Origin of the sequence: Rhizobium sp. Root1220, assembly GCF_001426265.1 — a bacterium.
Classification (GTDB): Bacteria; Pseudomonadota; Alphaproteobacteria; order Rhizobiales; family Rhizobiaceae; genus Rhizobium.
Map to the genome: position 1 here is coordinate 1 of NZ_LMDG01000034.1, position 12388 is coordinate 12388.

At 62.4% G+C, this 12388-nt stretch carries 13 protein-coding genes; 10 read left to right on the forward strand and 3 right to left on the reverse strand.

Going from position 1 to position 12388, the window contains the following annotated elements:
* The 8 genes from ASC90_RS21355 to ASC90_RS21390 form a co-directional block, all read left to right on the forward strand.
* Positions 1 to 267: TolC family protein (locus ASC90_RS21355; protein WP_162246989.1), on the forward strand; the 267-nt coding region annotated here is incomplete at its 5' end.
* A 160-nt stretch (positions 268 to 427) separates the two neighbouring features.
* Entirely contained in the window at positions 428 to 1471 is a 1044-nt protein-coding gene (locus tag ASC90_RS21360; RefSeq protein WP_056545022.1) for a LacI family DNA-binding transcriptional regulator, read from the forward strand.
* A gap of 1 nt (position 1472) precedes the next feature.
* Positions 1473 to 2495 (forward strand): ABC transporter substrate-binding protein, encoded by a 1023-nt coding sequence (locus tag ASC90_RS21365; RefSeq protein ID WP_056545025.1) that lies wholly within the window; start codon positions 1473 to 1475, stop codon positions 2493 to 2495.
* A gap of 63 nt (positions 2496 to 2558) precedes the next feature.
* Positions 2559 to 3386 (forward strand): ABC transporter permease, encoded by an 828-nt coding sequence (locus ASC90_RS21370; RefSeq protein WP_056545028.1) that lies wholly within the window; start codon positions 2559 to 2561, stop codon positions 3384 to 3386.
* Positions 3383 to 4162 carry an ABC transporter permease gene (locus ASC90_RS21375; protein WP_056545032.1) on the forward strand — a complete coding sequence of 260 codons (780 nt, stop codon included), beginning with the start codon at positions 3383 to 3385 and terminating at the stop codon, positions 4160 to 4162. Before ASC90_RS21370 ends, ASC90_RS21375 begins: the two co-directional genes overlap by 4 nt.
* Positions 4155 to 5180, forward strand: a complete 1026-nt coding sequence (locus tag ASC90_RS21380) for an ABC transporter ATP-binding protein (RefSeq protein WP_056545035.1) — start codon at positions 4155 to 4157, stop codon at positions 5178 to 5180. The genes ASC90_RS21375 and ASC90_RS21380 overlap by 8 nt, the downstream gene beginning before the upstream one ends.
* 4 nt (positions 5181 to 5184) lie before the next feature.
* A complete protein-coding gene (locus ASC90_RS21385; protein WP_056545037.1) occupies positions 5185 to 6105 on the forward strand; it encodes a nucleoside hydrolase in 921 nt (306 codons plus the stop codon).
* The gene (locus ASC90_RS21390; RefSeq protein WP_056545040.1) at positions 6102 to 7880 is read left to right on the forward strand and encodes an adenine deaminase; all 1779 of its coding nucleotides are present in this window, start codon (positions 6102 to 6104) and stop codon (positions 7878 to 7880) included. The genes ASC90_RS21385 and ASC90_RS21390 overlap by 4 nt, the downstream gene beginning before the upstream one ends.
* A gap of 30 nt (positions 7881 to 7910) precedes the next feature.
* Here ASC90_RS21390 and ASC90_RS21395 read toward each other — a convergent pair whose 3' ends face one another.
* Positions 7911 to 9080, reverse strand: a complete 1170-nt coding sequence (locus ASC90_RS21395; RefSeq protein ID WP_056545042.1) for a M20 aminoacylase family protein — start codon at positions 9078 to 9080, stop codon at positions 7911 to 7913.
* Positions 9081 to 9376: 296 nt separating this feature from the next.
* Here ASC90_RS21395 and ASC90_RS21400 point away from each other — a divergent pair, with 296 nt between their 5' ends.
* Positions 9377 to 10039 (forward strand): sulfite oxidase-like oxidoreductase, encoded by a 663-nt coding sequence (locus ASC90_RS21400; RefSeq protein WP_056545046.1) that lies wholly within the window; start codon positions 9377 to 9379, stop codon positions 10037 to 10039.
* A 255-nt stretch (positions 10040 to 10294) separates the two neighbouring features.
* Entirely contained in the window at positions 10295 to 10984 is a 690-nt protein-coding gene (locus ASC90_RS21405; protein ID WP_056545048.1) for a helix-turn-helix transcriptional regulator, read from the forward strand.
* On the opposite strand, the gene ASC90_RS21410 is transcribed toward ASC90_RS21405, so the two are convergent.
* Both ASC90_RS21410 and ASC90_RS21415 read right to left on the reverse strand, forming a co-directional pair.
* The gene (locus ASC90_RS21410) at positions 10981 to 11595 is read right to left on the reverse strand and encodes a hypothetical protein (protein WP_056545051.1); all 615 of its coding nucleotides are present in this window, start codon (positions 11593 to 11595) and stop codon (positions 10981 to 10983) included. The genes ASC90_RS21405 and ASC90_RS21410 overlap by 4 nt on opposite strands.
* A 42-nt stretch (positions 11596 to 11637) precedes the next feature.
* Positions 11638 to 12384 (reverse strand): CbtA family protein, encoded by a 747-nt coding sequence (locus ASC90_RS21415; RefSeq protein WP_056545053.1) that lies wholly within the window; start codon positions 12382 to 12384, stop codon positions 11638 to 11640.
* Positions 12385 to 12388 lie beyond the last annotated feature (4 nt).

A 12388-nucleotide genomic window follows, 5' to 3' on the forward strand; every position in this document is an offset into this window, starting at 1 on the left:
CGCCGCGACGCGCAGACGGTGCAAGCCCTGCGCGCCCAGGTCAAGACGACCCAGGAAACGCTCGAGCTGTCGACCGCCAGCTACAAGGACGGCGCCTCCTCGCTGCTCGACGTGCTCGACGCCCAGCGCCAGGTGTCGCTTGCCCAGGCAAGCCTGGCCGCCGCCGTCCAGCAGGTGGCAAAGGACTACGTCTCGCTCAATGTCGCCATCGGAGGCGGCTACAATCCCGGCGGAAAACCAACCGTCGCGCCGCCAAAGGAAACCTGAAGACATTAACGGCAAAAAGCCCCGCGATTGCGGGGCTTTTTATTTCGTTCCCCGCGCATGGAGAGCGAATATATTGCGCGAAGAGACAAATTGGATTCGACAAGCGCAATAGCCTACTGTACGCAATGATTAAACGATTAATCTGCGCACGTCGGAAACCATGCCCTCAACGCGACCGGGTCCAAACCTCAGCAGGATAGCAACGTCACTCGGCGTCTCCGTCGCAACGGTCTCCAATGCACTCTCGGGAAAGGGCCGCGTTTCCGAACAGCTGGCGGAGAAGATCAAGGCGCATGCCACTGACCTCGGCTACATTCCCAGTCAGGCTGGACGGGCACTCAGGACAGGCCGAAGCGGCGTCCTCGGCCTTGTGCTTCCCGATATCGCCAACCCACTTTTCCCCAAACTAGCACAGGCCATCGAATTCGCCGCCACGGCAGCCGGCTACGGTGTGCTGATCGCGGATTCTCGCGGCGACGTCGCCGCCCAGACCGAAGCGATAAACCGCCTGATCGAACGAGGTGTCGAAGGCATGGTCATCGTGCCGCGTCGCGCCACGCGTATTTCCGCCGCAAGCTGCCCGGTCGCCGTCATCGACACGGCATCCACCCCAGGCAACACCGTCGCAGCGGACCACATGCAGGGCGGCTGGGCGATTGCCGACCATCTGGCCGAACTGGGACACAAGCGCATCCTCATCATCGGCAACAATCCCGGCTCGAACGTCCAGAACGATCGCGCGGGCGGTATACGCTCTGGCTTGCGTCCGGGAATGACCTCGACAACGCTCTGGATCGAACGGCTGGAACGAGATCTCGGTAGTGGCTGCCGTCTCGGCCTTGCGGAAAAGGTCCACCAAGGATTCACTGCTTTCGCGGCGCTCTCGGACTTGCAGGCCCTGAGGGCGCTTACCGAACTCCAGCGCGACGGCATCGATGTTCCCGCCATGGCAAGCGTCACAGGCTTCGACGACCTGATCTGGTCGCCGGTGATCACTCCATCGCTGACGACCGTTGCCATGGACATGGTCACGATCGCCGAGATTGCCATCTCGTCCCTGCTTAGAACCATACAGACAAGCGGAAGCCGTGAAGGCACGCTCGTCACCGCGGAGACCGATCGTGTACCGATGCAACTTGTCGTCCGCCAATCCTCGGGTCCTGTAGATCCAACGCAAAACACCTCTCAGACGGAGAACTCCTGATATGAAAAAGGCTCTCATCGCCACGGCGGCGCTACTGGCGATTTCCCCTCTTGCTGCTAGAGCTGAGGAACGCACATTGACGATCTCCGTTTATGCCTTTGCTCAGGACGATTTCAAGTCGATCGTCTACGACCCCTTCGAAGCGAAATGCGGCTGCAAGCTGGTTGTCGAAACCGGCAACAGCGTCGAGCGTCTGGCCAAGATGGAAGCCAACAAGGCCAATCCTGTCGTCGACATGGCCGTCGTCTCGATGGCGGACGCGCTTTCCGCATCGCGCAAGGGCCTGATCGACAAGATCGATACATCGAAGCTCGGCAATTTCGCCAAGCTCTACGACATTGCCAGGGATCCGAACGGCGATGGCATGAGTGTCGGCTACACCTTCTACGCCACCTCGATCGCCTATCGCTCCGACAAGATGAAGATCGAGTCCTGGGCTGATCTGCTGAAGCCGGAATATATCGGCCACGTCGCTTTCCCGAACGTCACCACCAACCAGGGCCCGCCGGCGCTCTATATGCTGGGCCTGGCGCTCGGGAACGACACGCCGGACCTCAAGGCGCCGATCGAGGCGCTCGGCGAGAAGAAGGACGACATCGTCACCTTCTATGAAAAATCCTCGCAGCTTGTGCAGCTGATGCAGCAGGAGGAGATCTGGGCAGCCCCGATCGGTCGCTTCTCCTGGGCCGGCTTCACCAAGCTCGACGTTCCCGTTGCCTGGGCGACGCCTAGGGAAGGCCAGACTGGCGGCATGAACGTCATGGTCATGACCAAGGGCTCGAAGAACCAGGATCTAGCAGCACAGTTCATGGATTTCTGGCTCTCCACCGACATCCAGACCAAGCTTGCGGAAAAGCTGGTCGACAGCCCGGCCAACAAGGAGGTCAAGCTCTCCGACGCCGCCGCCAACAACCTGACCTATGGCGAAGATACCGCCAAGAGCCTGAAGCTCATCCCTTCTGCCGCAGCGCTCGACAACCGCGCAGACTGGCTGAAGGAATGGAACGACAAGGTCGGCCAGTAATCATTCAAGACTGCCCCGGCCCCAGCCGGGGCCGCTTCATCGGATCGCTCTGAAAGACGCCTCATGTTTCAAAACCGCGCAGAAGCCTTGGCGCTTGCCCTGCCCGCGGCCCTGTTTGCCGCGCTGGTCTTCCTGCTGCCCGTCGTCATCCTTCTCTCGGAAGGTTTCCACATCGACGGCAGCTGGACGCTCGCGGCCTATACCGGCTTCTTCTCCGAGTCGCTCAACCGCACGGTCTTCCTGCGCACCTTCAAGCTCGGGCTCGAGGTAACGGTCTCCTCCGCCGTGATCGGCTACGCCGCAGCATTCGCGATCGTCAACCTGCCGCCGAAGGGCAAGGGCCGGATGATCGGCCTCGTCACTCTGCCACTCATGATCTCGCCGGTCGCCCGCACCTATGCCTGGATCGTCATCCTCGGTCGCACCGGCATCGTCAACCAGGCAATCACCGGCCTTGGTCTCAGCGACAGTCCTTTGCGCCTGCTGTTTACCGAGACAGCCGTCTTCATCGGCCTGCTGCAGCTCTTTCTTCCGCTGATGATCCTGTCGCTGATCAGCGCGCTCGAGAACATGCCGAAGGACGCCATCCCCGCCGCCCGCGTGCTCGGCGCCAACTGGTTCCAGGTGTTCTGGAAGGTCATCCTCCCGCTCACCCGCGAAGGTCTGGTGGTCGGCGGCACGCTGGTCTTCACCGGCTCGTTGACGGCATATATCACCCCTGCCGTGCTCGGTGGTTCCAAGGTACTGATGCTGGAAACCCTTCTCTACCAGCAGGTCTCCGTCGCCAATGATTTCGTCGCCGCCAGCGTCATCGCCTTCATGCTGATCGCCATGAGCTTCGCCGCCAATATTCTGCTGAAACGCCTGGCCACCGCGAGGAACAGACGATGACGGCTCGTATTCTCTCGCCGCTGGTGCTCGGCCTGCTGCTGGTCTTCCTCATCGGCCCGTTCCTGATTATCATCGCCGCTTCGCTGTCGGCGGGCGAAACGCTGGCCTTTCCGCCGCAGGGCCTGTCGCTGCGCTGGGTGCTCAAGGTCTTCACCATCGACAGTTTCCGCGAGAGCTTCGCCATGTCGATGTTTCTCGCCGTCGGCGGCACGCTGGCGGCGCTGATCCTTGGCATCCCCGCGGCCTACGCCCTGTCGCGCTACAAGCTGCCCTTCGGCGAAACGGTCCGCACCATCGTCTCGCTGCCGATCATCGTCCCCGGCATCATCGTCGGCCTGGCGCTGCTGCGCTATCTCGTCGTGCCCTTCGGCTTCAACATCACGCTGGCGCTATTCTTCGCCCACACCGCGCTGGTGCTGCCCTATGCCGTCCGCGTCGTCTCGGCCAGCCTCGACAACCTGCGCTCCGACATGGAGGAGGCCGCCGTCTTGCTTGGTTCTTCCCGTGTCGGCGCGTTCTTCCGCGTGGTGATGCCGAACATCCGCGGTGGCATCCTCGCCGCCTTCATCCTCGGTTTCGTCACCAGCTTCAATCAGGTGCCCGTCTCCCTTTTCCTCTCCGGCCCCGGCGTCCGCACGCTGCCGATCGACATGCTGGGCTACATGGAGACTACCTACGATCCGTCGATCGCAGCCCTTTCGGCGCTGCTCGCCTTCCTCTCCATCGGCATCGTCTTCCTTGCCGAACGCTTCCTGGGATTCTCGCGTTATGTCTGACACCTATCTGCAACTCGACAAGTTGACGCTTGCCTACGGCGATACGGTCGCGGTGAAGGATCTCGACCTGACCATCAAGAAGGGTGAACTCGTCGCCTTGCTAGGCCCCTCCGGCTGCGGCAAGACCACCACCATGCGCTCGATCGCCGGCCTGCTGAACCCGAGCGCCGGCCGCATCACCCTCGATGGCGCAGACATCACCCGCGTTTCCGCCAACAAGCGCAATGTCGGCCTGGTCTTCCAGTCCTACGCGCTGTTTCCGCATCTGACCGTGTACGAGAACGTCGCCTTCGGCCTGCGCCTCAAGGGCATCGGCGGGCAGGATCTCGACGCACGTGTCACGGCAGGCATCAAGTCCGTCGGCCTCGCCAGCTTCGCTTCCCGCAAGCCGGCCGAACTCTCCGGTGGGCAGCAGCAGCGCGTCGCGCTTGCCCGCTCCATGGTGATGGAGCCAAAGGTCCTGCTGCTCGACGAGCCGCTCTCAAACCTTGACGCTCGCCTGCGTCTCGAAATGCGCGCCGAGCTGCAGCGCGTCCAGAAGGAAACCGGCGTCACCATGATCTTCGTCACCCACGACCAGATCGAGGCCCTGGCGCTTGCCGACCGGATCGTGGTGATGCTGAACGGCGGCATCGAGCAGATCGGCACGCCGGAGGAAATCTACAACCAGCCCGTCTCGGCCTTCGTCGCCGATTTCGTCGGCTTCGAAAACGTCTTTGCACTGGAAAACGGCAAGCTCGCGACATCCAACACTCTCGTCGGGCTTTCCGCTCCAGCGCCGCAGGCCGCGAAGGGCCTGGCCTGGCGTCCGCGCATGGTGATCCTTGGTTCAGGTCCTTTCCAGGGCACCGTGCGCGGCACCTCGTTTGCCGGCAACACTCGCGAATATCTGCTCGACACGCCGCTTGGGCCGATCAAGGCCGAAGTCGATGCCGCGCTTGCGAGCCACCCGATCGGCTCCTCCCTCCCCTTCGATCTGCCGCTCGCCGCCGCAGCCCCCCTCTCGCGCTACAGGTGACATCATGAGCGTCTGGATCGACACCGACATGGGCTTCGACGACATTGCCGCCATTCTCGTGGTGACGTCTGCCAAGCTCGACATATCAGGCATCTCTCTGGTCTTCGGAAACACGCCGCTGCCGCAGGTGCGCGTCAACGCCGCCGGCGCCGCCAAGGCCTTCGGCTGGACCTTCCCGATTCACGCCGGCCGTGCCTCCGCCGTGCTTGGCAAGATCGAGACCGCCCAGGCCATTCTCGGCGAAACAGGCATCCCGACCGCGGGCAAAACACTTCCCGAGGCCACACCGCTTGCCGAAAGCGATGCCTTTGGCGCGCTCTGCCGCTGGCTCGAACGGGACGGCGCGCACCGCATTCTGGCGCTCGGCCCGCTGACCAACATTGCCGCCCTGGCGCTCGCCCGCCCTGACCTCGCCGCCCGCATCACCGAGCTTACCTGGATGGGCGGGGGCATCACATCTGGAAACCATACCGCATCGGCCGAATTCAACGCACTGGCCGACCCGGAGGCACTTGCAATAGTCCTCTCCCACGGTCTGCCGCTGCGCTTGGTCGATCTCGACCTCTGCCGACAGGTTATCGCGCTGCCCGAGGACGTGACGCCCGTTCGAGACGCCGGCGGTGCCAATGCCGAACTTCTGGCAGACATGCTCGCTGGCTATATCGGCATCGGCACCAGCCGCGGGCGCACCGGCATGGCGATCTATGATCCCTGCGCCGCCGTCGCCTTCGCAGCACCTGAGGTCGTGACCTTCAAGGAGGCACGCATCGACGTCGAGCTGCAGGGCAGCCTCACGCGTGGGCGAACTGTTGTTGAAACGCGGGCCAGCCACGCGGCCTTCAATGCCGCATACGCCGCTGCGATCGACACCAAGGCCGCCCGCACCATGATCCTGGGCGCACTCGTTCGCGAGGCCCGCAAATGAACGCAGTGGAACCAATGGACCTCAACGATCCCGTGCTGCGCGCCCGTGCGGTCGCTGCGGCGCGCGGCGACGCGCCATTCGACGTGCTGATTGCAGGTGGCCGCCTTCTTGATGTCGTCACGGGCATCATTCGCGAAGCAGACGTCGGCCTTGTTGGGCCACTGATAGCAAGCGTCCATGCGCCGGCGAGCAGGGCCGATGCCGGCGAGATCATCGACGCCGGCGGCAGTATCATCGCGCCGGGCCTGATCGATACACACATGCACATAGAAAGCTCGATGGTAACGCCGGCCGAATATGCCGCCGCCGTGCTGCCGCGCGGCGTCACCACGATCGTCTGGGATCCGCATGAATTCGGCAACGTGCACGGTCTCGACGGCGTGCGCTGGGCGGTCGACGCGTCGCGCGGTGTGCCGTTGCGGATGATCCTGCTCGCCCCTTCCTGCGTTCCTTCGGCTCCCGGCCTGGAAGTCGCCGGTGCTGATTTCGATGCATCCGTGATCGCCGAGATGCTGCGCTGGCCCGAGATCGGCGGCGTGGCTGAGGTCATGAACATGCGCGGCGTCATCGATGGCGATCCGCGCATGACCGCCATCGTCAATGCTGGCCTCGCCTCGGGCAAACTTGTCTGTGGCCACGCCCGTGGCCTCGAGGGTGCCGACCTCGGCGCTTTCATGACGGCGGGCGTCACCTCCGATCACGAACTGACATCCGCGGATGATTTGTTGCAAAAGCTCGCGGCCGGTCTGACAATCGAGCTTCGGGGTTCGCACGACCACCTGCTTCGCGAGTTCGTGGCGGCATTGAACGGCATCGGCCACCTGCCGTCGACTGTTACGCTTTGCACAGATGATGTCTTCCCGGACGAACTCCATCACGCCGGCGGCCTTGATGACGTGATCCGCCGGCTGGTGAGCTACGGCCTGAAGCCCGAATGGGCTTTGCGCGCCTCGACTTTCAACGCTGCACAGCGCTTGAAGCGCCCCGACCTCGGCCTGGTCGCTGCCGGACGCCGAGCCGACATCGTGCTGTTCAACGACCTTGTCGAATTCGAGACCAGGTGTGTCATAGCCAACGGCCGGATAGTTGCTGCCGAAGGCAAGGTGACTGTCGCCATCGCCCGCTCCGACAGCACGCCGCTCCAGCACTCGGTCAAGCTCCCTGCCCTGACCGAGAACGACTTCCGTGTCCCGTCACAAGGTACCCGCGTTCGCGTAGCAACCATCGACCGCCCGCGCTTCACCCAGTGGGCGGAGACTGAAACAGTCGTCGAAGACGGTTTTGTCGTTCCTCCCCCCGGCAGTGCCATGATTTCAGTCACTCATCGTCACGGGAAGGTCGATGGCCGTCGGCGCATTGGCTTCCTGACAGGCTGGGGCGAGTGGCGCGGTGCCTTCTGCACAACCGTTTCGCATGACAGCCACAACCTCACGGTTTTCGGCGGCAATGCACGCGACATGGCGCTCGCCGCAAACGCAGTCATCTCTGCTGGTGGTGGCATGGCTGTCGCCAGGGACGGGCAGATCGAGGCATTGCTGCCTCTGCCTCTGTCCGGTCTTGTCACCGAGGCGCCGTTGCAGGAAACAGCCGCCGCCTTCCGCGCCATCCGCAAGGCGATGGAGAAGATTGTCGATTGGAAGCCGCCCTACCTCGTGTTCAAGGCCTGCTTCGGGGCGACGCTGGCGTGCAACCTCGGTCCACACCAGACCGACCGTGGCATCGCCGATGTCGTTACCGGCAAGGTTTTGGAAAGCCCTGTGCTCGCAATCCTCTAGCCATCCGCGCATCGTGCCGCGCCACGGCGGCTACGCCCGCAGCTCCTGCTCGACCAGCGCGGACCAAAATGCCGCGCCGTAGCCGATCGCACCATCGTTGAAATCGTAGGCCGTATTGTGATGCAACGCGCCGTCGACGGCAGGCCCGTTGCCGAGCCAGACGTAGCATCCCGGCGCTTTTTGACCGAAGAAGGCGAAGTCATCGCCGGCCGTTGACGGTGGGAAACTGGTTCGCACCTTGTCGCGGAAAATGGTGGCGGCGGCAGCAAGGGCGCGCCCGGTGGCCGCCTCCTCGTTCACGACGGGCGGTATGCGACGCTCGAACTGATAATCGGCCGCAATGCCGAACATTTCCGCCGTGCCCCGGGCAATCCGGCCTATCTCTTCCTCCAGCTGATCGCGCACTTCGGCGGAATAGGCGCGTGCAGTCCCGCCGATTTCGACGACATCGGGAATGACATTCAACGCCTTTGGATCACCGGCATGCAGTGAGCAAGCGCTGACCACCGCCGGCTGCAAGGGATCGACCACACGCCCGACGATCGTCTGCAATGACGCAAGGAACGTCCCGGCCGCAGTAATCGGATCCCTTCCGAGATGCGGCTTTGCGCCGTGGGTTCCGGTTCCACGGAAAGTCACCCGCCAGCTGTCGGAGGATGCCAGCTGCGGACCTTCGACCACCGCCATCTCGTCGACCGCCAGCCCGGGCATGTTGTGGAGCCCGTAAACGGCATCGCAGGGGAACAGATCGAAAAGCCCATCCTCCACCATTTTCCGCGCACCGCCTCGCCCCTCCTCGGCGGGCTGAAAAATGAAGTGCACCGTGCCCGAGAATTCGCACGTCGCCGCCAGATGCCGCGCCGCGCCCAGAAGCATTGCGGTATGGCCATCATGCCCGCAGGCGTGCATCTTTCCGGCAAACCTGGATTTGTATGGTCTATCGGCCATCTCCGGCATCGCGAGCGCGTCCATATCGGCGCGCAGCCCGATCACTCGCGTCCCGTTGCCGACCTTGAGCGTACCGACGACACCGGTGCCGCCGAGTCCGCGGTGCACCTTCACACCCGCCTCCTCCAGCAGTCCAGCCACGATGCCACTGGTGCGCTCCTCCTCGAAGCCCAGCTCCGGGTTCGCGTGCAGGTCGCGGCGAAGTGCTGTCAGAAAAGGTAGATCGCTCTCGATCCGGACGGGGATGGGCATGAGTCTGGATGTCCTGAAAATGCAAGCGGACGCCCGAGCGGCGCCCTCGTCATGACTCCTTTATTCAGCAACCAGCTTGAAAGTTCAACCGTCCCCGTCAACCGCAGTCGGGCGGCCGACGGAAGCATTGCAGCCGGTCGATACCGTGCGGCACGATCTGATCCGGCAACGGGAAACGGCGATCGTCGCATGGTCAGGCACGGCGTCTCCCGCTGCCCGATAATCTCACGTGACCCCGTGCTTGACAGCCGGCCGAGCCGAATGGCCTAATCGCGGCGATGCAAGAGGGCTTTCCCATGGGCGATGATCACCCCACGACAGACACCAAGCTCACCACGTCGAAGCGCCGATGGGCGGCCGAGGGCAAATTCCTGACCGGCCGCGTCAGCCGCCCGGACGCCGAACGCCTTCCGCCCGGTCAGCATCTCGTGAAGGATTGGCCGGTCCTCGATCTCGGCCAGCAGCCAGCCATCTCGATCGAGACCTGGCGGCTGGAAGTCCGAGGACTTGTCGAGACAACCCTCGATCTCACCTGGACGGCCTTTCAGGCGCTCGAACAGAGCACGAAGCTGAGCGACATTCACTGCGTGACGACATGGTCACGCTACGACAACAAATGGAAAGGCGTCTCCACGCGCGACCTGCTCGACCTCGCCATGCCGAAAGCGGAAGCCGATTATGTCATGCTGACAAGCTACGACGGCTACACGACCAACCTGCCGCTCTCCGACTTCGCTGCGGAGGACGCGATCCTTGCGACCGCGTGGGAGGGGAGACCGCTGACGCGGGACCACGGGGGGCCGATGCGGCTTGTGGTACCCCATCTCTATTTCTGGAAGAGCGCCAAATGGCTGCGCCGCATCGATCTCGCTCCCGCTGACAAGGCCGGCTTCTGGGAGAAGAACGGCTACCATATGCTCGGCGACCCGTGGCGCGAGCAGCGCTACTCCGCGGACTGATCAGCATCGAACCGACTGACGGAGGCCGATGCACGCCATGCGCGCGGGTGGCCGCCTACAGCATTCTTCGTTATTGCGTCAAAACGCGCTTAGCGGGCATTCCGATTCAAAGGTGAACTGGCTTCACAATTGGTTACAAACGCGATAAACCATTAAAACTAATGGTTTACGACAACACAATGTCATATCGCGATGGAAGTATCACCAATTTTTGGTTGTTCTCAAGTCCCTGTTTCTGTTATCGCGTATGAGTAGATGAGCAAGGATACATCTTTCAATACCGTCACCCAAAAGCTGCTGGACGCCTGGCTGCGCACGACGCCACAACAACCGGCAGCACCAGAAGACATCTACCGCGACATTCTTGAACAGCTGACGATTAAAATGCGGCTGACGCTGGTCGTGCTCGATGGCGAAGATCCGCTTGAATGGTTTTTGCAGGTCGTGCGCCCCTCGGCCTTCAATTCGCGCCTGTTGAACATCAACAAGCTCTTCCAGGACCAGCGGATCGGGGAATTCAAGGACCGGCGCTATATGGAAACGGCCGTGATACCCCGCTATCGAGAGGTCATCGCCACGCAGAAGCCATCTATGGAACTGGTGAAGACCAAGGTACTCGGCGTCAATCTGGGGTACGAGCGGCTCATACTCCCGCAGAAGTCAGCGGGCAAGCGGCCCGAGTGGCTTCTTACCGTCTCCAACGGCCGCTTTCTCTTCAATCCGCCGCAGCCACAGGTACGGCTGGATGCGACCGACGAGGCCGTCATCCAGCTTCTGACAGAGGGCGCGACTGCCAAGGAGATCGCCGTTGACCTTGGCATATCGCACCGCACCGTGGAGCATCGTCTGGAGCGGATGAAGGAGCGTTACGGCGCGAAGAATACAGTTCATCTCGCCGCCATGCTGATCGCGAGGAATTTCGATCGCGAAGACGAAACGAGCTAAGGCGCAGCGCGCCGTAGCAGCCATCGGCATCCGAAGGTCACGGTCGCGAACAGCGCCAGCAATCCGCTAAGCGCTCCCATGCTTGCAGGGTGAGTTGGGATGCCCCGCCAACTCGGACGGATAACATCCGCCGTGTTGAAAGACTCCCCACTGAACTGGCAGGTAATCAGCGCCAAACCGCGCAACACCATGCCGGCATCGATCAGCGACACCATTTCGCCGGCGGCAGCAGCTTCCCGTGGCATGTCCCGCATCGCCAATAGAACGGCCTTCGTCGCCGCAAGATAGGCGTGCGAGCATTCGTTGAACGGACTGGCCTCGTCCACCACGGCTCCGGGTGCCACGCCCCAAAGGCAGTAGGCATACTGGATCTGAGCATAATTCAGGACACGTCGGAATGGTTCGTTTGTATCCGTGGCACGCGACGCTAGATCGATGATCCGGTCGCGCTGCTCCGCGAACATCACCATTTCGCCATGCGAAATCTCCGGAACAGCGATACCGTTGTGGGTGCCGCCGCCACCTCGCTGATGCGCGCCGGCAGCGACTGCAATGACCAACTGCAGCGTGGCAATCATTGCCAGATGGAAAGTAGTGCTTCGGATATTCATCGATGCCAGACGGGCCTCCGATCGAAACCCGAAGCCCTGCCTTTATTGATGAAACGCTGGAGCATGCCCGCGCACACTTGCCTTTAGTTCAAGCCGACGCTCCGCCAAGGCGCCGAACACGACACCAAGTACGACCCACAGGATTGCGTGCATCCCGAGCGACGTAGTGCGGAAATGCCATAGCACGGTCGCCGAGTAGTTCTCCGGCACTTCGTTGATCGGCGGCAGCAGGTATTGGACGATACCGATGAAGACAACGTAGGCGAGCACCGCAAGGATTGCACCATTCCAGCCGCCGAACCGTGGCGCAAGCCGGCGAGCCAGAGCAACCGCAGCGACAAGTGCGGCAATCGACACGATGATCATCAGGAAAAACAGTTCCGTCCTGACGCCAATCGTATCCGGATTGCCGACCGCTGGAGGATTGGCCGGGTATTTGATGTTCGGAACGAGCACCACGGCAACGAAGGCTGTAATCGCGATGACAGCAGACGTCCCCCGTGCGCCGAGGTTACTGAAACGACCCTGCACGAAAGTGAAAACGAGCGAGAACAGGCCGCCGACCGCAACGCTGTACGCCATCACGCCGGTAAAGAGCCCGATACCCGCTTGCGTGGCGCGGCTAACGATTTCCGGTTCGGCGACCTCGCCGGCCGCCTGCGCTGCGGCTTCCTCGAAACCGATCGCCTGGTCGACAAGCGGTTCACCGAAGGTATGGGCAAAAGCGAACACCAGGATACCAGCGATCAGGCCCGCGAGCATTCCGCGAAGCAATAGCTTTCCAACCATGACA

What these genes read in the sequence shown, in the direction of transcription:
- ASC90_RS21385 (WP_056545037.1), top strand. Translation starts at nt 5,185, where the DNA reads ATGAGCGTCTGGATCGACACCGACATGGGCTTCGACGACATTGCCGCC.
- ASC90_RS21360 (WP_056545022.1), top strand. Translation starts at nt 428, where the DNA reads ATGCCCTCAACGCGACCGGGTCCAAACCTCAGCAGGATAGCAACGTCA.
- ASC90_RS21405 (WP_056545048.1), top strand. Translation starts at nt 10,295, where the DNA reads ATGAGCAAGGATACATCTTTCAATACCGTCACCCAAAAGCTGCTGGAC.
- ASC90_RS21365 (WP_056545025.1), top strand. Translation starts at nt 1,473, where the DNA reads ATGAAAAAGGCTCTCATCGCCACGGCGGCGCTACTGGCGATTTCCCCT.
- ASC90_RS21415 (WP_056545053.1), bottom strand. Translation starts at nt 12,384, where the DNA reads ATGGTTGGAAAGCTATTGCTTCGCGGAATGCTCGCGGGCCTGATCGCT.
- ASC90_RS21390 (WP_056545040.1), top strand. Translation starts at nt 6,102, where the DNA reads ATGAACGCAGTGGAACCAATGGACCTCAACGATCCCGTGCTGCGCGCC.
- ASC90_RS21380 (WP_056545035.1), top strand. Translation starts at nt 4,155, where the DNA reads ATGTCTGACACCTATCTGCAACTCGACAAGTTGACGCTTGCCTACGGC.
- ASC90_RS21410 (WP_056545051.1), bottom strand. Translation starts at nt 11,595, where the DNA reads ATGAATATCCGAAGCACTACTTTCCATCTGGCAATGATTGCCACGCTG.
- ASC90_RS21375 (WP_056545032.1), top strand. Translation starts at nt 3,383, where the DNA reads ATGACGGCTCGTATTCTCTCGCCGCTGGTGCTCGGCCTGCTGCTGGTC.
- ASC90_RS21395 (WP_056545042.1), bottom strand. Translation starts at nt 9,080, where the DNA reads ATGCCCATCCCCGTCCGGATCGAGAGCGATCTACCTTTTCTGACAGCA.
- ASC90_RS21370 (WP_056545028.1), top strand. Translation starts at nt 2,559, where the DNA reads ATGTTTCAAAACCGCGCAGAAGCCTTGGCGCTTGCCCTGCCCGCGGCC.
- ASC90_RS21400 (WP_056545046.1), top strand. Translation starts at nt 9,377, where the DNA reads ATGGGCGATGATCACCCCACGACAGACACCAAGCTCACCACGTCGAAG.